The organism is Vibrio sp. 2092 (genome assembly GCF_033339635.1).
GTDB classification, from domain to species: domain Bacteria; phylum Pseudomonadota; class Gammaproteobacteria; order Enterobacterales; family Vibrionaceae; genus Vibrio; species Vibrio alginolyticus.
Window position 1 is genome coordinate 40402 of the sequence record NZ_JAWOUY010000014.1, and the last position, 17664, is coordinate 58065.

16 protein-coding genes are annotated in these 17664 nt (G+C 45.3%); 15 read left to right on the top strand and 1 reads right to left on the bottom strand.

Annotated elements, in window-relative coordinates; genetic code table 11:
- The 13 genes from fdx to R7P80_RS20620 all read left to right on the top strand — a co-directional run bounded on the left by fdx (nucleotide 1) and on the right by R7P80_RS20620 (nucleotide 12913).
- Complete coding sequence (gene fdx, locus R7P80_RS20560) at nucleotides 1–339, top strand: ISC system 2Fe-2S type ferredoxin (protein WP_005381713.1); 339 nt, start codon at nucleotides 1–3, stop codon at nucleotides 337–339.
- Nucleotides 340–383: 44 nt separating this feature from the next.
- Complete coding sequence (iscX, locus tag R7P80_RS20565) at nucleotides 384–578, top strand: Fe-S cluster assembly protein IscX (RefSeq protein WP_005381711.1); 195 nt, start codon at nucleotides 384–386, stop codon at nucleotides 576–578.
- Between the two features lie 161 nt (nucleotides 579–739).
- A complete protein-coding gene (pepB, locus tag R7P80_RS20570) occupies nucleotides 740–2038 on the top strand; it encodes an aminopeptidase PepB (RefSeq protein WP_206954192.1) in 1299 nt (432 codons plus the stop codon).
- Between the two features lie 95 nt (nucleotides 2039–2133).
- Nucleotides 2134–2559: a nucleoside-diphosphate kinase gene (gene ndk / locus R7P80_RS20575; protein ID WP_005381702.1), complete on the top strand. Its 426-nt coding sequence runs from the start codon at nucleotides 2134–2136 to the stop codon at nucleotides 2557–2559.
- A gap of 374 nt (nucleotides 2560–2933) precedes the next feature.
- Nucleotides 2934–4061 (top strand): bifunctional tRNA (adenosine(37)-C2)-methyltransferase TrmG/ribosomal RNA large subunit methyltransferase RlmN, encoded by a 1128-nt coding sequence (locus R7P80_RS20580; RefSeq protein WP_017633913.1) that lies wholly within the window; start codon nucleotides 2934–2936, stop codon nucleotides 4059–4061.
- 436 nt (nucleotides 4062–4497) lie between these two features.
- Nucleotides 4498–5448, top strand: a complete 951-nt coding sequence (gene rodZ, locus R7P80_RS20585; protein ID WP_225491884.1) for a cytoskeleton protein RodZ — start codon at nucleotides 4498–4500, stop codon at nucleotides 5446–5448.
- A gap of 6 nt (nucleotides 5449–5454) precedes the next feature.
- Nucleotides 5455–6573, top strand: coding sequence for a flavodoxin-dependent (E)-4-hydroxy-3-methylbut-2-enyl-diphosphate synthase (gene ispG / locus R7P80_RS20590; protein ID WP_005381699.1), 1119 nt, complete (start codon nucleotides 5455–5457; stop codon nucleotides 6571–6573).
- Between the two features lie 26 nt (nucleotides 6574–6599).
- Nucleotides 6600–7868 (top strand): histidine--tRNA ligase, encoded by a 1269-nt coding sequence (gene hisS / locus R7P80_RS20595; protein WP_005381698.1) that lies wholly within the window; start codon nucleotides 6600–6602, stop codon nucleotides 7866–7868.
- A 126-nt stretch (nucleotides 7869–7994) separates the two neighbouring features.
- Complete coding sequence (locus R7P80_RS20600) at nucleotides 7995–8609, top strand: YfgM family protein (RefSeq protein ID WP_005381697.1); 615 nt, start codon at nucleotides 7995–7997, stop codon at nucleotides 8607–8609.
- Between the two features lie 12 nt (nucleotides 8610–8621).
- On the top strand, nucleotides 8622–9782 hold the full coding sequence (bamB, locus tag R7P80_RS20605) for an outer membrane protein assembly factor BamB (RefSeq protein WP_005381696.1): 1161 nt from the start codon (nucleotides 8622–8624) through the stop codon (nucleotides 9780–9782).
- A 167-nt stretch (nucleotides 9783–9949) separates the two neighbouring features.
- Nucleotides 9950–11446 carry a ribosome biogenesis GTPase Der gene (gene der / locus R7P80_RS20610; RefSeq protein ID WP_005381694.1) on the top strand — a complete coding sequence of 499 codons (1497 nt, stop codon included), beginning with the start codon at nucleotides 9950–9952 and terminating at the stop codon, nucleotides 11444–11446.
- Nucleotides 11447–11505: 59 nt separating this feature from the next.
- A complete protein-coding gene (locus tag R7P80_RS20615; protein ID WP_225491885.1) occupies nucleotides 11506–12381 on the top strand; it encodes an alanyl-tRNA editing protein in 876 nt (291 codons plus the stop codon).
- A gap of 307 nt (nucleotides 12382–12688) precedes the next feature.
- Nucleotides 12689–12913, top strand: a complete 225-nt coding sequence (locus tag R7P80_RS20620; RefSeq protein ID WP_225491886.1) for a zinc ribbon domain-containing protein — start codon at nucleotides 12689–12691, stop codon at nucleotides 12911–12913.
- A gap of 13 nt (nucleotides 12914–12926) precedes the next feature.
- Here R7P80_RS20620 and xseA read toward each other — a convergent pair whose 3' ends face one another.
- Nucleotides 12927–14258 carry an exodeoxyribonuclease VII large subunit gene (gene xseA, locus R7P80_RS20625; protein WP_017633909.1) on the bottom strand — a complete coding sequence of 444 codons (1332 nt, stop codon included), beginning with the start codon at nucleotides 14256–14258 and terminating at the stop codon, nucleotides 12927–12929.
- A gap of 231 nt (nucleotides 14259–14489) precedes the next feature.
- Here xseA and guaB point away from each other — a divergent pair, with 231 nt between their 5' ends.
- Complete coding sequence (gene guaB / locus R7P80_RS20630) at nucleotides 14490–15956, top strand: IMP dehydrogenase (protein WP_225491887.1); 1467 nt, start codon at nucleotides 14490–14492, stop codon at nucleotides 15954–15956.
- Between the two features lie 99 nt (nucleotides 15957–16055).
- On the top strand, nucleotides 16056–17609 hold the full coding sequence (gene guaA / locus R7P80_RS20635) for a glutamine-hydrolyzing GMP synthase (RefSeq protein ID WP_005383721.1): 1554 nt from the start codon (nucleotides 16056–16058) through the stop codon (nucleotides 17607–17609).
- The last annotated feature ends 55 nt before the right edge of the window (nucleotides 17610–17664 follow it).

Genomic DNA, 17664 nt, shown 5'->3' on the forward strand with positions numbered 1-17664 from the left:
ATGCCTAAGATTATTGTATTACCACACGACGATTTGTGCCCAGAAGGTGCAGTGTTGGAAGCAAACTCTGGTGACACCGTTCTAGACGTAGCGCTAAAAAACGGTATCGGTATTGAACATGCGTGTGAGAAGTCATGTGCGTGTACTACCTGCCACGTAATCATCCGTGAAGGTTTTGATTCACTCGAAGAAAGTGAAGAACTAGAAGACGACATGCTAGATAAAGCGTGGGGTCTAGAGCCTGAGTCACGCCTAGGGTGTCAGGCGAGAATTGCTGATGAAGACTTGGTGGTAGAAATTCCTAAATACACATTAAACCACGCTTCAGAAGATCACTAAAACTATCTTCCCAATATAGGGAAGAAGCAAAAGGAAGATGAGCAATGAAATGGACAGATTCTCGCGATATCGCGATTGAACTTTGTGACAAGTTTCCAGATGTCGATCCAAAAACAGTGCGTTTTACCGATCTTCATCAATGGATCATGGAGTTAGATGAGTTTGACGATGAGCCAAACCGTTCTAATGAAAAGATTCTAGAGGCCGTTATCATGTGCTGGATGGACGAAGCAGACTAAGTCTGTAAAACACAGCCTAGTTAACAATTCTTACTAAAAAAAGCGGACCTTTAGGTCCGTTTTTTTATCCAATTGACATTTTTGCCCTACATAATGCTAACATCCGTGAGTTATTAAAAAGAAGCAGCGTAGGCAACGCTGCTATAAGACAAGGAGAAACCATGTCTACACAGATGTCTGTATTTTTAAGTCAAGAGTCGGCAGCACCACATTGGGGTGAAAAAGCACTGCTTTCATTCGCTGAAAACGGCGCAACTATTCACTTAGGTGAAGGTCATGATCTCGGCGCAATTCAACGTGCAGCTCGTCAGCTAGATGGCCAAGGAATTCGTTCTATTTTTCTTTCTGGTGATAACTGGGATCTAGAGAGCGTATGGGCTTTCCACCAAGGGTTCCGTAACCCTAAAAAACATGGCTCAGTTGAGTGGGCTGCATTGTCTGATGAAGATCAAGCAGAGCTTCAAGCTCGTATTACTTCGACTGATTTTACCCGCGATATTATCAACAAAACGGCAGAAGAAGTTGCTCCTCGTCAGCTAGCGACAATGGCTGCTGAATTCATCAAATCTGTTGCGCCGAAAGGTACGGTGACAGCACGTATCGTCAAAGACAAAGACTTGTTGGCAGAAGGTTGGGAAGGTATTTACGCAGTAGGCCGTGGTTCTGAGCGTACTTCTGCGATGCTTCAGTTAGACTACAACCCAACTGGTGACGAAAACGCACCTGTATTCGCATGTCTTGTGGGTAAAGGCATCACCTTTGATTCCGGTGGTTACAGCTTGAAGCCTTCTAACTTCATGAGTGCAATGAAAGCAGATATGGGGGGCTCGGGTACTATCACTGGTGGCCTAGGGTTAGCTATCTTACGCGGTTTGAACAAGCGCGTAAAACTGATCTTATGTTGTGCTGAGAACATGGTTTCTGGCCGTGCCCTTAAGCTTGGCGACATCATCACTTACAAAAACGGCAAAACCGTTGAGATTATGAATACCGACGCGGAAGGTCGCTTGGTGCTTGCAGACGGTCTTATCTACGCCAGTGAGCAAAAGCCTGAGTTAATTATTGACTGCGCGACGCTAACAGGCGCAGCGAAGAATGCGTTAGGTAACGATTACCATGCGCTAATGAGCTTTGATGATGAGCTATCGCATCAAGCCCTCACGGCGGCAAACCAGGAAAAAGAAGGCTTGTGGCCGCTACCACTTGCTGATTTCCATCGAGAAATGTTGCCATCTAATTTTGCCGATTTATCGAATATCAGCTCTGGTGATTATTCTCCAGGTGCAAGTACTGCTGCTGCATTCTTGTCTTACTTCGTTGAGGACTACAAGAAAGGCTGGTTACATTTCGACTGTGCGGGTACGTATCGTAAAGCCGCTTCTGATAAATGGGCTGCGGGAGCAACGGGGATGGGTGTTCGTACACTTGCTCGTTTCCTCAATGAGCAAGCTGGAAAATAAGATTGATTGCAGCACTCTCTTGTTTGAGTGCTGCTCTTACCCAGTAAGTCACTTTAAAAGCACAACTATTATTACAAGTACAGAAAGGAAATTTTATGGCTCTAGAAAGAACATTTTCAATCATTAAGCCTGATGCTGTAGAGCGAAACCTAATTGGTGAAATCTACAATCGTATTGAAAAGGCTGGCCTACGTATCATCGCTGCCAAAATGGTTCACCTGACAGAAGATCAGGCAAGCGGCTTTTATGCAGAGCATGAAGGTAAAGAGTTTTTCCCTCCTCTAAAAGAGTTCATGACATCTGGTCCTATTATGGTTCAGGTATTGGAAGGCGAAAATGCGATTGCACGTTACCGCGAGCTAATGGGTAAAACCAACCCAGAGGACGCGGCATGTGGCACTTTGCGTGCTGATTACGCACTCAGCATGCGTCACAATTCAGTTCATGGTTCAGATAGCCCTGAGTCTGCCGCTCGTGAAATTGAGTTTTTCTTCCCTGAATCAGAAGTTTTCTCTCGCTAACTCGTTCATGCATCACTTTTGCGTGATGATCTAGTTCGTAATAACCTCGGATTTGTCCGAGGTTTTTTTATTCTGCGTTCTCCATTTCCCCGGCGAGTTCATTCGTAATTATTCGCGAAGACGTTGGCTAATTTGAGCATCTTACAGGGGGGAAAGCTTAGTTAAGTGTGTTTGTTCTCACTGTTTTCTCTGTATCACTTCTACGCTTTTGCTGTCGGTTGTCTAATCATTATTCTCACCGTAAAGTCTGATTAAAATTTAAACGTTTTTATTTTAATGCCTTAGCAAACTCAGGGTCTTACACCCCTTGTTGTAGCTGAATAAAGGCTGTACAATTCGCGCCCTTATTCTTGTTTCAGTCATTGAGAGGCAACATGACCACTGAAAAAATCAATCTACTCGACTTTGATCGCAAAGGCATGCGTCAGTTTTTCGCGGAAGAACTTGGCGAGAAAGCGTTTCGTGCCGATCAGGTTATGAAGTGGATCTACCATTTCGGTGTAGATGACTTCGAAAAAATGACAAACATCAACAAGAAGCTGCGCGAAAAGCTTTTACACAAGTGTGAAATTAAAGCACCAACTGTAGCAGAAGCTCAGCATTCTTCAGACGGCACGATCAAGTGGGCAATGAAGGTTGGTGATCAGGATGTAGAAACGGTTTACATTCCAGAAGATGATCGCGCAACGCTTTGTGTATCTTCTCAAGTAGGTTGTGCATTGGAATGTAAGTTCTGCTCAACAGCACAGCAGGGCTTTAACCGTAACTTGAAAGTTTCAGAGATCATCGGTCAGGTGTGGCGTGCTGCACGTGAAATTGGTCTTGAGAAAGAAACAGGCCGTCGCCCAATTACGAACGTCGTGATGATGGGCATGGGTGAGCCGCTTCTTAATATGAAGAACTTGATTCCTGCATTGGAGTTAATGTTGGATGACCTTGGCTTTGGTTTGTCGAAGCGTCGCGTAACCGTATCAACATCAGGTGTGGTTTCTGGTCTTGATCAGATGACGGGCAAAATCGACGTTGCGTTGGCGATCTCTCTTCATGCGCCAAACGATAAGCTGCGTAGTGAAATCATGCCAATTAACGATCGTTGGGATATTCAAGATTTCCTAGCATCCGTTCGTCGTTACATTGCTTCATCGAATGCAAACCGTGGCAAGGTAACAGTCGAGTACGTGTTGCTTGATCATGTGAACGATGACATGGACCATGCTCGTGAACTGGCTGAGCTGATGAAAGACACACCATGTAAGATTAACTTGATTCCGTTTAACCCGTACCCAGGTTCACCTTACAAGAAACCAAGTAACTCACGTATTGATCGCTTCCAAAAAACATTGATGCAATACGAGCACACAGTTACGGTTCGTAAAACACGTGGTGATGACATTGATGCCGCATGTGGTCAGTTGGTCGGTGATGTAATTGACCGAACTAAACGTACGGCAATGCTGAAAGCGTCACGCGGTGCTGATACCATTGAAGTGAAAGCTGTATAAACGACCGGAATTCAAAAATAGCCAGAGCCATTCGCTCTGGCTATTTTGTTTATTGTTTAGGACATTTTCGCCAAGATTTGGGACTATCACTCTTCAACCTAAGGTTATTTGGGTATAATTTCGAATTCCTTTGTCAAAGTTTGGACAAAAGCTTGAGCTATCTGTTAGTTTGAGTGTAAAGAGTTTTTGTCTTCGTTGCGCATTCGCTTATCATGATATGTAACACTAACGATGACACCGATAATTCTCAGCACTTTCTCACATACGTTTTGCTGATTTTTGCAAAACGGGTATTCGCACTCAGATCGCTGAGAGTTTCTTAAAATTATTATTTTTGGTTAACGCGTTTAGGCTAGCTATCTTTTAAAGAGGCTTAAGAACAATAACGAAAATACATGACCACGTTAGCCACTAAAACAGATTAAATACCGCCATTATGACAGAACACGAAAATACGAATGAAGTGCCACTCTCTATTGAAGCTGGCACATTACTGAAAAACAAACGTGAATCCTTGGGAATGAGCCAAAAGCAAGTTGCCGATCGCCTGAGGCTTCGCATTTCTGTGATTGAAGATATTGAAAATAACCGATTTGAATCTCAACAAGTCGCGACATTTACGCGTGGTTACTTACGCTCTTACGCTAAATTCGTAGGTCTTGATGAGAAGGTGGTTTTGACGGCGTTAGAGCAGACTGCCGATGCTCAGCCTCAAGAGCAAGAAATTGAAATGCAAAGCTTCTCTCGTAAAACAAAAGACGAGAAGCACAATAGCCGTATTATGCTCCTTACTTGGGTTATCGGGCTGGTCATTATTAGCATTTCAGCGGCATGGTGGTGGCAAAACCAACAAGAAAATAGCCTAACTAAGGAAGTAACGGATTCGAGTGTTGAAGCGCCGCAGCCCACTGCTCAAGAATTAGCTGATATCGATTTGATGACGGCTGAAGAGTTAATCGCAAGCACTCCTGAAGAAGTTGCTTCAACTAATGAAGGTGTTGCTGAATTGACTGAAGCACCCGTTGAGCAAGGGGCGGATCCTTTGCTGACTGAAACTGAAAATACAACAAGCGTAGATTCTGAAGAACCTGTTGCCGTGATTGAAGCGGCGGAAGAGGAACAGCCTGCGCCAGTAGTACCTGAAGGCATGACACTTCTTACTATGAAGTTTAAAGCGGACTGTTGGATTCAAGTAAAAGACACCAATGGTAAAACGCTGGTAAGTGGTACTCATAAGCCAGGACAAGATGTAGAACTTACCGGAAAAGCGCCATTTAAAGTGATATTAGGCGCACCGGAAGGGGTTACAATGACATTTGCAAGTGAACCTGTCGACCTTTCTGGGTATACTTCAGGCAAAGTAGCTAGATTCACTCTACCGTTATAAAAAATTATGCAACACGAATCTCCAATTATTCGTCGTAAATCGACGCGTATTTATGTGGGTGATGTGCCAATTGGTGATGGTGCGCCAATTGCAGTACAGTCAATGACTAACACTCGCACGACTGACGTAGAAGCGACAGTCGCTCAAATCCGAGCACTAGAAAAAGTCGGCGCAGATATCGTTCGAGTTTCTGTACCTACGATGGACGCAGCAGAAGCTTTCAAACTGATTAAACAGCAAGTTTCTGTACCATTAGTGGCCGATATTCATTTCGACTATCGTATCGCGCTGAAAGTGGCGGAGTACGGAGTTGACTGTTTACGTATCAACCCAGGTAACATCGGCAATGAAGAGCGCATTCGCGCTGTTGTTGATTGCGCTCGCGATAAAAACATCCCGATCCGTATTGGTGTCAATGGTGGATCTTTGGAAAAAGATCTACAGATGAAATACGGTGAGCCTACGCCAGAAGCCTTGGTTGAGTCGGCGATGCGTCACGTAGATCATCTCGATCGTCTTAACTTTGACCAATTTAAAGTTAGCGTGAAAGCTTCAGACGTTTTTCTTGCGGTGGATTCATATCGTCTGCTGGCGAAGAAAATCGATCAGCCTCTTCATTTAGGTATCACAGAGGCGGGTGGTGCTCGAGCTGGCGCTGTTAAGTCATCTGTTGGCTTAGGTATGCTGTTATCTGAAGGGATAGGCGATACGCTGCGTATCTCTTTGGCTGCCGATCCAGTTGAAGAAATCAAAGTCGGTTTCGACATCCTTAAATCTCTGCGTATTCGCTCTCGAGGCATCAACTTTATTGCGTGCCCAAGCTGCTCACGCCAAGAATTCGATGTGATTGGTACGGTGAATGCACTGGAGCAACGTTTAGAAGACATCATCACGCCAATGGATGTGTCTATCATCGGTTGTGTGGTAAACGGCCCTGGTGAAGCAGAAGTTTCTCACTTAGGTCTAGCAGGTAGTAACAAGAAGAGCGCATTCTACGAAGATGGTAAACGCCAGAAAGAGCGCTTTGATAACGATGACCTTGTGAATAAGCTAGAAGCTAAGATCCGTGCGAAAGCAGCTATGATGAATGGCGAAAACCGCATCGAAGTTAAAGTACAAGATTAATCTCAACGAGAATTACGGTAAGTATTGTGGCAAAAACAATTCAAGCAATTCGAGGCATGAACGATTGCCTCCCAACTCAGTCGCCACTGTGGCAAAAATTAGAAAACACAGTGAAAAATGTAATTAGCGCATACGGTTATAACGAAGTGCGCATGCCAATCGTTGAAGAAACAAACCTATTCAGCCGCGCTGTTGGTGAAGAAACAGACGTCGTTTCAAAAGAAATGTACACTTTTGATGACCGTAACGGCGACAGCCTAACACTTCGCCCAGAAGGTACGGCGGGTTGTGTACGTTCATGTATCCAAAACAGCCTGATCAACCGTGATGAACAGCGTCTGTGGTACATGGGGCCTATGTTCCGCCATGAACGTCCGCAGAAAGGTCGTTACCGTCAATTCCACCAGTGTGGTGTTGAGGTGTTTGGTCTAAATGGTCCAGATGTTGATGCAGAGCTTATCATGATGACGGCGCGTCTATGGCGTGAGCTAGGTATCAATGAGCATGTCCGTCTTGAGCTGAACTCTATCGGTTCTCAAGAAGACCGCGCAGACTACCGTACTGCACTGGTTGCATTCCTTGAGCAACATATTGATGTGCTAGACGAAGATTGTAAGCGTCGCATGCACACGAATCCACTGCGTGTTCTGGATACGAAGAACCCAGACGTTCAAGCTATTTTAGGTGATGCACCTCGCCTTTCAGATTACTTGGGTGAAGAGTCTAAAGCACACTTCGCAGGTCTATGTGAACTTTTAGACGCCGCAGGTATCAAATACACAGTTAACGAACGTCTAGTTCGTGGTCTGGATTACTACAATCGCACGGTATTTGAGTGGATCACTGAGAGCCTAGGTGCTCAAGGCACTGTATGTGGCGGTGGTCGTTACGATGGCCTTGTAGAGCAATTAGGTGGTAAACCAACACCAGCGGTTGGCTTTGCAATGGGCCTAGAGCGTCTAGTACTGATGCTAGAAACGTTGGAACTGACAGACGTTCGTCGCAGTGTTGACGTGTACGTAGTCACAGCGGGTGAAGGCACCATGATGGCAGGAATGAAGCTAGCAGAACAGCTTCGCGAGTCTGTTCCAGGCGTTCGTGTGATGAATCACTTCGGTGGCGGTAACTTCAAGAAACAGTTTAAACGCGCAGACAAAGTTGGTGCTGTTGTAGCATTGGTTCTGGGCGAAAACGAAGTTGCGGATAATACCGTAGTACTGAAAGACTTAGCTGGTGGTGAGCAAGAGACTTACAACCAAGCAGAAGTTGCAGAAAAGATCGCAGCACTGATTTAAGTCTTTTAGTAATCTAACAAAATTACATCCTAGTTCGTAAGCTAAGGCTCCCAAATGTGGAGCCTTTAAACGAAATAGGAACAATGGCAGCTAAGCTGCCATTTACATGTTTTAAGAGGACAGGAAGTGGAACTTTACGATACTGAAGAACAACAAGTTGAAGCCATTAAAGACTGGTGGAAGGAAAACGGCAAAGCCGTCATCATCGGTGCGGTTGTTGGTTTAGGTGGTCTATTTGGCTGGCGTTACTACCAGGATTCTGTGATTCAGGCGAGTGAAGCAGCTTCTCAAAGCTACACGACAGCAATGAATGCTTTGCAAGACAAAGGCACTGATGCTCAAGCTGACGTGAAAGCTTTCATTGAGTCAAATGAAGTAAAAGAATATTCAGTATTGGCTGCACTACAACTTGCTAAAGCACAAGTTGAAGCTCAAGACCTTTCTGCTGCATTGGAGCAACTGAAGTGGGCGCAAAGCAACACTCAAGATGCTGCGTTGTTACCATTGATTAGTTACCGCATTGCGCGTATTGAGACGGAAATGGGTAACTTCGACGCTGCAACGGCAGAGCTAAGTAACGTCACTGATACAGCATGGACAGGTCGTATTGCTGAACTTCGTGGCGATATTGCGATTCGCCAAGGTGACAAAGATGCTGCGTACGCTGCGTATACTGAAGCTCAGCAAGCGGCAGATGCAAGCCCGACACTACAAATGAAATTGGACGATCTGGCGAAATAAGGACCGCATTGGATGAAAAGAGTCTTTAAGAAAGCCTTGCTAGGGGCGTTAACAATGGGAGTACTTGCCGGTTGTGCAGGTGAGAAAGACACCATTGTAATGGCGCCACTACCTCAGGTAGACAGTCAGTTTACAACCAGTAGTGAGTGGAGCACGTCGGTTGGCGATGGTGTCGGTCATTACTTTTCAAAGCTATCCCCTGTATTTGCGAATGATACATTGTTCGTGGCAAGTCGTGATGGCTTAGTAAAAGCTCTCGATCCTGAGAATGGTAAACAACGTTGGCAAACGGACCTAGAAGAAGATGTCATTGCTCGTCTCTCTGGTGGTATCACAGCGGCATACGGAAACCTTTACATTGGCTCTGAGAATGGTGAAGTCATCTCTCTTGACCAAGAAACAGGTGAAATTGTTTGGCGTGTAAAAGTTGGTGGTGAGGTACTGGCGAAGCCAGTTGCAGATTCAGGCCTTATTATCATCAATACTAGCCGAGGCATGTTGATTGCCCTTAATGAGAGTACAGGTGAGCAACGCTGGGCATTGAGTACAGAAGTGCCGAACCTAACTTTACGTGGCGACAGTACTCCGACTGCAATTGGCGGCGGTGTATTTTGGGGAACGGCAAATGGCCGACTCGCAGCTGCTATCGTTGAGCGTGGTCAGTTGATTTGGCAACAGCCTGTTGGTACGCCAAAAGGCGCGACAGAAATTGATCGTTTGGTTGACGTTGATTCATCGCCAATTGTGCTAGGCGGTACTCTTTTCACCATTGGATACAATGGCCAACTTATCGCTATTGACTTGCGTTCAGCGAACCCGATTTGGAAGCGTAATTACTCATCTGCGACAGACATTTCTACAGATGGTAGTCGCATCTTTGTGATAACGGAAAAAGATCATGTTGTTGCCGTTGATTCACGAAGCGGAACTGAGTTGTGGGAAAACAGCTTGCTTGAGCACCGACAACTTACAGCGCCAGTTATTGTTGGCAATTATCTCGTTGTCGGTGACACGCTTGGTTACCTTCACTGGATGGATCGTTCAACGGGCGAATTTGTTGCGCAGCAGTTTGTCGATGATAGTGGCTTGGCAGTTGGCCCGACGTTATTGTCGGATGGTTATGTGATTACAACTCGCAACGGCGATGTAAAGAAACTAACCATTAACGAATAATATCGTGATATAATTCACATTCGGCTCCTGGCTGGTGACAGCTAGGAGCCGTTTTGTTGTTTGAATTTATTAACCCTGACGTGGTTATAGGTAAAAAGCTGGTTTGATTTGGCATCGAGCAAGTCGTTACCTATAACTACAGAAGAAAGATTATTGTAGAGGTTGTTATGGTACCTGTTGTAGCTCTAGTAGGGCGTCCGAACGTAGGTAAATCTACACTATTTAACCGATTGACTCGCACTCGTGACGCGTTGGTTGCGGACTTTCCAGGCCTAACGCGAGACCGTAAATATGGCCAGGCGAGACTTGGTGAAGAGCACGAATTCATTGTGATTGATACTGGTGGTATCGATGGCACAGAAGAAGGCGTGGAAACAAAGATGGCAGAACAGTCATTAGCCGCGATTGATGAGGCTGATGTTGTGTTGTTCCTTGTTGACGGTCGTGCTGGTCTGACACCTTCAGATGAAGCAATTGCTGCGCATCTGCGTAAAATTGAAAAGCCAGCGATGCTGGTAGTAAACAAAATCGATGGTATTGATGCCGATGCGGCGTGTGCTGACTTTTGGCAGCTCGGCGTGGATGATATGTACCAGATTGCGGCCGCTCATGGCCGTGGTGTGACCGCTTTGCTTGAGCGTGCTTTATCTCCATTCTTTGATGATCTATTAACAAGTGAATCTGAAGACGGTGAGATTGAAGACCTGACTGGATTCGAAGACGAAGAGCCTCTTGTTGAAGATTACACTGAAGAAGACGCAGAAGCTGAATTCAAGCGCCTTCAAGAGCAGCCGATTAAGTTGGCGATCATCGGTCGTCCGAATGTAGGTAAATCGACACTGACTAACCGTATTCTGGGTGAAGAACGTGTAGTTGTATACGATATGCCAGGTACAACGCGCGACTCTATCTACATCCCGATGGAACGTGATGGACGCGAATACGTACTGATTGACACTGCAGGTGTTCGTCGTCGTGGTCGTATCAATGAAACGGTTGAAAAGTTCTCTGTTGTTAAGACGCTGAAAGCGGTAGAAGATGCAAACGTCGTTCTACTGGTGATTGATGCTCGTGAAAATATTTCAGACCAAGACCTAAGCTTGCTTGGTTTTGCACTGAATGCTGGCCGCTCAATTGTCATCGCCGTTAACAAGTGGGATGGTCTAGACAGTGACGTGAAAGAAAGCGTGAAGAAAGAACTGGACCGCCGTCTAGGATTCGTCGATTTCGCGCGTATCCACTTTATCTCTGCGCTGCACGGTACTGGCGTTGGTCACTTGTTTGAATCTATCCAAGAAGCATATAACTCGGCGACAACGCGCGTGGGTACGTCAGTACTGACGCGTATCATGAAGATGGCAGTGGATGATCACCAGCCGCCAATGGTTCGTGGTCGTCGTATCAAACTCAAATACGCACACGCAGGTGGTTACAACCCACCGATCGTTGTTATCCACGGTAACATGGTTCGTGAATTACCAGATTCGTATAAACGTTATCTGATGAACTACTTCCGTAAGTCTCTGGAAATTATGGGAACACCGATTCGCATTAACTTCCACAACAGTGATAACCCATACGAGAACCGTACGAATAAGCTTACGCTATCACAAGAGCGTAAACGCAAACGTATGATGTCGATGGTGAAAAACCGCAATAAATAATGAAATTCGAATACCCAAGTTTTTACTTGGGTATTTTTTTATCAAAAGTAATCGTAAAAATGACTATCACAGCAACAAAGACTCTTTTTTGTCATCAAACATGGCAATTAGAAGCACAAATACAGCTCGTTCAATCTACGGAAGAAGTGACTTACGTTATTACAGATGTCACGCCGTTCCATCCCGTTAGTCACATATGGCCGGATCACCCTGCAGACAAAGGAACGTTGAAGGTGAATGGGGCTGAGCATGATGTGGTAGATTGCCAAGTTGGGGCAGTGGAGCAGGAAAGTGGTGCTCTGTACGTGGGTAGTGACATCCCTGTAAAGCGTGATGCTGAAGGTTGGGTGTTTGTCGTCGTGCATGTTTTATCACGTACGGAATCATTTGCAATTAATGACTTGGTAACATTAGCGGTAGATAAAGACTATCAAAATGCTTTGAGTCGAGGCCACACTGCAGGACACTTAGCGTATTTGGCGTTGAATAAAGTACTATCGGAAGACTATTGGCGAAAAGACGCAGACCGCAAAGACCCACATGGTTATTATGACTTTAATAGCTATGCGCAAGTTACTAGTTATGTCACTCCAGACAAGTGCCTCGATACGTACCGTTTAGGCAAAACACTCCGTAAAAGAGGATTAAACAGTGCAGATATGCTGAATGACCTCCAGGCGATTGCAGAAAAAGTGAATGGCCAACTGCTTGAATGGCTTCAAAGAGATGCGATGATCACCATGGAATGCCACGGCGATAGATTAACGGATTCTCGCTATTGGAAGTGCGATTTAGGGGAAGGTCAATTAGCGGTAATCCCTTGTGGTGGAACGCATGCGAGCCATTTAAATGAGTTTACTTTTATCCAAGTTAAACTCGTTAAGCTCGACGCTCAAACTATCGAAATGCACACCAATGTAAATACTGCTTTTTGAATAAGATCTTTTTATTAAATTCTGATTTTTCGTTTAATTAAATCTCTCTAAGGTTTTTTATTCTGTGTTAAATTGGAATGCAGAATATGTAACTTATGCTTTCGGTGTGTGGTTATATAAATATTCTTTTAAGGGGTGATCGCTGATCAAGGAGTAAATATCAGACGATCAGTATAAGATCCTACGTATCAAGTATGGTTAACGCCTCGTGAAACTTGTTGGGGCGGTGATGAAGATCAACATACTTGTTCGTTATTTTGAGTAGCATGCGTTACTCGAAATTGCTTAGTTTAGAGAGGAACGGGATATGCAGCAGAACATTTGCCCGACTTGCAATGTCGAACTGGAATGGACAGGACAATACCATTGTGCACAGTGTGAATTGGATTTTAAAAAAGTAGGTTTTTGCCCTGATTGTGAGGCGGAGCTGGAGAAGCTGCAAGCATGCGGTGCTGCGAGTTACTTTTGTAATGTGTGTAATGAACTCAAATCAAAATCACGTGTCCGATTTGAGTTCCAGAAAATCAGTTAACCAGAGTTTGTATTCAGTTAACGGTAGAGCGAACGTCGCCTTCGGCTAATCGAGTAATCAATACATCTCCCGATTTTACATCTGAAGATTGAGTAATCACTTTACCTTGCTCAGTTTGAGTAATTGAGTAACCTCGTTTCAATGTCGCTAGTGGGCTGACGGTGTCTAACTTCTCTGCAGCAATCGCGAGTTGATGGCGCATAGTCAGTAATTTGCGATCCATTGCATCCATGAGCTTTTGCTCAACACGTTCTAGCTTCGACTTCTGCTCGGCAAGGCGTGTTACAGGAGAATTTAATTGCAGCCGATAATGTTGACGCTCGATTCGCTGTTGACGCAAGGCAATAAAACGACTCATCGCTCGCTGTAAGCGCATGTCCAACTCATCTAACTGTTGCGTCTGACGTTGCAAGCGATAGCTTGGGTGCTGTCTCTCTAGACGGTGCACTAATTGAGCAGATTGCTGCTTTTGTTGTGCTAGGTAGTAACGCATCGCACTCGCTAACTTATGCTGGCGGGTAACTAAAGCTTGATCTTTGTGGCTGTTATCACGGCTTACTAGCTCAGCGGCTGCTGATGGAGTAGGCGCGCGTACGTCGGCGACAAAATCAGCTATTGTCACGTCAACTTCATGTCCAACGGCGCTAATAATAGGAATTTGGCTTGCTGCAATCGTGCGAGCTAATATCTCGTTGTTAAAGCACCATAAGTCTTCTAATGAACCACCACCTCGGCCCACAATTAGTACATCACATTCATCACGGCTGTTAGCGCGACCAATGGCTTGTGCAATTTGAATGGCTGCGTCCTCACCTTGTACCACTGTCGGATAAATCACAACAGGTAGGGAAGGATCACGACGTTTCAATACGTCTAAGATATCGTAAAGCGCGGCACCAGTTTTCGATGTGATGACGCCAACACGTTTAGGGTGTTCAGGCAAAGATTGCTTATTGATTTGCGCGAACAACCCTTCTGCTGCAAGCTTCATTTTCAGCTCTTCAAACTCTTGTTGAAGACGGCCATCACCTTCCGGTTGCATGCTTTCGATGATCAATTGGTAGTCACCGCGAGGCTCATAAAGAGACAGACGAGCTTTTACTAGGACTTGATTACCGTTAGCGGGTTTGAAAGTCACGCGGCGATTGTTACCACGAAACATGGCACATTTAACTTGAGCGCGAGAGTCTTTAAGAGTGAGGTACCAGTGACCAGAGACAGGAGCTGAAAAGTTGGATATCTCTCCGACGAGCCAAACGATCCCCATTTCGTTTTCAAGGAGTAAACGAACTTCTGCGTTGAGACGAGAAACAGTAAAGATGTTTTGATTGGTCTTGGAGAGCACAGCTAATCTCTTAGACGTGAGTATGGAAATTAGCGGTAATATAATACATAGCAAGGGGGTAATTGCAAGAAAAAAATTAAAAAATTTGTGGTCAAGCGATTGCGTTAACCGTATAATCCCTCCGCAATATCTAATCCAAATGTAGCTTGTTGCTAACACAGGTTACCCTCATTATGCGAAACGATGAGATTGGATTGTTCTTTTTACTCTTCTAATTGTGAGATATTGCAAATGCTAAGAATTGCCAAAGAAGCGCTGACATTCGATGACGTACTACTTGTGCCAGCACACTCCACCGTTCTCCCAAACACAGCTGATCTTCGCACTCAGCTAACTAAGAACATCACCCTAAACATCCCAATGATTTCAGCGTCTATGGACACTGTTACTGAAGCTCGTCTAGCAATTGCGCTAGCGCAAGAGGGTGGCATTGGCTTTATCCACAAGAACATGTCTATTGAGCAGCAGGCAGCCGAAGTTCGTAAAGTTAAGAAGTTCGAAGCTGGTATGGTAACTGACGCGGTTACTGTAAACCCTGACGCGACCATCGCTGATGTTGTTGCACTCACTGAAAAGCATGGTTTTGCAGGTTTCCCTGTTGTCACTGTGAGCAATGAGCTTGTTGGTATTATCACTGGTCGTGACGTTCGTTTTGTGACGGACCTTTCTAAGAAAGTATCTTCAGTAATGACGCCAAAAGAGAAGTTGGCAGCAGTTAAAGAAGGTGCAACACGAGAAGAAGTGCAAGAGAAAATGCACGAAGCTCGTGTAGAGAAAGTATTGGTTGTGAATGATGAGTTCCAACTAACCGGTATGATTACTGCGAAAGACTTCCACAAAGCAGAACGTAAACCAAACGCATGTAAAGATGAGCGTGGTCGCCTACGTGTTGGCGCAGCCGTTGGTGCTGGCGCTGGTAACGAAGAGCGTGTTGCTGCTCTAGTTGAAGCAGGCGTTGACATTCTACTTATCGACTCTTCACACGGACATTCTGAAGGTGTTCTAAACCGCATCCGCGAAACTCGCGCTGCTTACCCAGATCTAGACATCATCGGTGGTAACGTAGCAACAGGTGCTGGTGCTAAAGCACTAATCGAAGCTGGCGTAAGCGCAGTGAAAGTTGGTATCGGCCCTGGTTCTATCTGTACAACTCGTATTGTAACGGGTGTGGGAGTTCCACAAATCACTGCAATCGCAGATGCGGCAGAAGTGGCTAATGATTATGGTATTCCGGTTATTGCTGATGGTGGTATCCGTTTCTCAGGTGATATCTGTAAAGCAATCGTAGCTGGCGCATCATGTGTGATGGTTGGTTCTATGTTTGCTGGTACTGAAGAAGCGCCGGGTGAAGTGATTCTATACAATGGCCGTTCTTACAAGTCTTACCGCGGCATGGGTTCTCTTGGTGCTATGTCTCAAGGTTCTTCTGACCGTTACTTCCAGTCTGACAACGCAGCGGACAAGCTAGTACCAGAAGGCATTGAAGGTCGTATCGCATACAAAGGCCGTCTAAAAGAGATCGTACACCAACAAATGGGTGGTCTACGTTCAAGCATGGGTCTAACTGGTTCTGCAACTATCGAAGATATGCGTACGAAAGCTGAATTTGTACGTATCTCTGGTGCAGGTATGCAAGAGTCTCATGTACACGATGTTCAAATTACTAAGGAAGCGCCGAACTACCGTCTAGGGAACTAATTACCTAACGGAAACGTTTGCTTTTTCCTTGAAGCATTAAGAAGAGGCGAGTACACTCGCCTCGGTTTTAATCACTTAGCCTTAAAAAGACTGCTCAAAATGACAAAAAATATCCATGACCAACGTATTCTGATCTTGGACTTCGGTTCTCAGTACACTCAATTAGTAGCACGCCGCGTACGTGAAATCGGCGTTTACTGTGAACTATGGAGCTGGGATGTAGAAGAAGCGGATATTCGCGAATTCAACCCAGATGGCATTATCCTATCTGGCGGTCCAGAAAGCGTAACGGAAGAGAACTCTCCACGCGCGCCTCAATATGTGTTTGATTCTGGTGTTCCTTTGCTTGGCGTATGTTACGGCATGCAAACCATGGCGGAACAGCTAGGAGGCAAAGTGGCGGGCTCTAACGAACGTGAGTTTGGCTACGCTCAGGTTAAAGTTTCTGGTGAATGTGCTCTATTTAAAGACCTTGAAGCAACTCAAGACGTTTGGATGAGCCATGGCGACAAAGTAGTAGAGATCCCAGCCGATTTCGTAAAAGTTGGTGAGACAGACACTTGTCCTTACGCTGCGATGGCGAACGAAGAGAAGAAATACTACGGTGTTCAGTTCCACCCAGAAGTGACACACACAAAAGGTGGCCTACAAATGCTTGAGAACTTTGTTCTTGGCGTATGTGGCTGTGAGCGTCTATGGACTTCGGAATCTATCATCGAAGACGCGGTTGCTCGCATTAAAGAGCAAGTGGGTGACGACGAAGTTATCCTAGGTCTATCTGGTGGTGTTGATTCATCGGTAGTTGCGATGCTGGTTCACCGCGCAATCGGCGACAAGCTAACGTGTGTATTTGTTGATAACGGTCTACTTCGTCTAAACGAAGGTCAACAAGTAATGGATATGTTCGGCGACCAATTTGGTTTGAACATCATCAAGGTTGACGCTGAAGAACGCTTCCTAAAAGCACTTGAAGGCAAGTCTGACCCAGAAGAGAAGCGTAAGACTATCGGTCACGTATTCGTAGATGTATTCGATGAAGAGTCTAAGAAGCTGAAAAACGCGAAATGGTTAGCTCAAGGTACGATTTATCCTGATGTAATCGAGTCAGCTGCATCTAAGACTGGTAAAGCGCACGTGATCAAATCGCACCACAACGTGGGCGGTCTTCCAGATGACATGGAAATGGGTCTTGTTGAGCCACTACGTGAGCTGTTCAAAGATGAAGTACGTAAGATTGGTCTAGAGCTAGGCCTGCCTTATAACATGCTTTACCGCCACCCATTCCCAGGTCCAGGTCTAGGTGTTCGTGTTCTTGGTGAAATCAAGAAAGAATACTGTGACTTGCTACGTCGTGCTGATGCTATCTTTATTGAAGAGCTTCACGCTGCAGACCTATATGACAAAGTATCTCAAGCGTTCACGGTATTCCTACCAGTTCGCTCTGTAGGTGTAATGGGCGATGGCCGTAAATACGACTGGGTTGTATCACTGCGTGCAGTAGAAACCATCGACTTTATGACGGCACACTGGGCGCACCTACCATACGACTTCCTTGGTAAGGTATCTAACCGTATTATCAACGAAGTTGATGGCATTTCTCGTGTTGTTTACGACATTTCAGGTAAGCCACCAGCGACTATCGAGTGGGAATAATTTTCCTCTAGACAGTTGAGTTTATAAGAACCAGCCTTCGGGCTGGTTTTTTTGT

Excerpts from the sequence above, each read along its gene's own strand:
- fdx (WP_005381713.1), top strand. The coding sequence starts at position 1 with ATGCCTAAGATTATTGTATTACCACACGACGATTTGTGCCCAGAAGGT.
- iscX (WP_005381711.1), top strand. The coding sequence starts at position 384 with ATGAAATGGACAGATTCTCGCGATATCGCGATTGAACTTTGTGACAAG.
- pepB (WP_206954192.1), top strand. The coding sequence starts at position 740 with ATGTCTACACAGATGTCTGTATTTTTAAGTCAAGAGTCGGCAGCACCA.
- ndk (WP_005381702.1), top strand. The coding sequence starts at position 2,134 with ATGGCTCTAGAAAGAACATTTTCAATCATTAAGCCTGATGCTGTAGAG.
- R7P80_RS20580 (WP_017633913.1), top strand. The coding sequence starts at position 2,934 with ATGACCACTGAAAAAATCAATCTACTCGACTTTGATCGCAAAGGCATG.
- rodZ (WP_225491884.1), top strand. The coding sequence starts at position 4,498 with ATGACAGAACACGAAAATACGAATGAAGTGCCACTCTCTATTGAAGCT.
- ispG (WP_005381699.1), top strand. The coding sequence starts at position 5,455 with ATGCAACACGAATCTCCAATTATTCGTCGTAAATCGACGCGTATTTAT.
- bamB (WP_005381696.1), top strand. The coding sequence starts at position 8,622 with ATGAAAAGAGTCTTTAAGAAAGCCTTGCTAGGGGCGTTAACAATGGGA.
- der (WP_005381694.1), top strand. The coding sequence starts at position 9,950 with ATGGTACCTGTTGTAGCTCTAGTAGGGCGTCCGAACGTAGGTAAATCT.
- R7P80_RS20615 (WP_225491885.1), top strand. The coding sequence starts at position 11,506 with ATGACTATCACAGCAACAAAGACTCTTTTTTGTCATCAAACATGGCAA.
- R7P80_RS20620 (WP_225491886.1), top strand. The coding sequence starts at position 12,689 with ATGCAGCAGAACATTTGCCCGACTTGCAATGTCGAACTGGAATGGACA.
- guaB (WP_225491887.1), top strand. The coding sequence starts at position 14,490 with ATGCTAAGAATTGCCAAAGAAGCGCTGACATTCGATGACGTACTACTT.
- guaA (WP_005383721.1), top strand. The coding sequence starts at position 16,056 with ATGACAAAAAATATCCATGACCAACGTATTCTGATCTTGGACTTCGGT.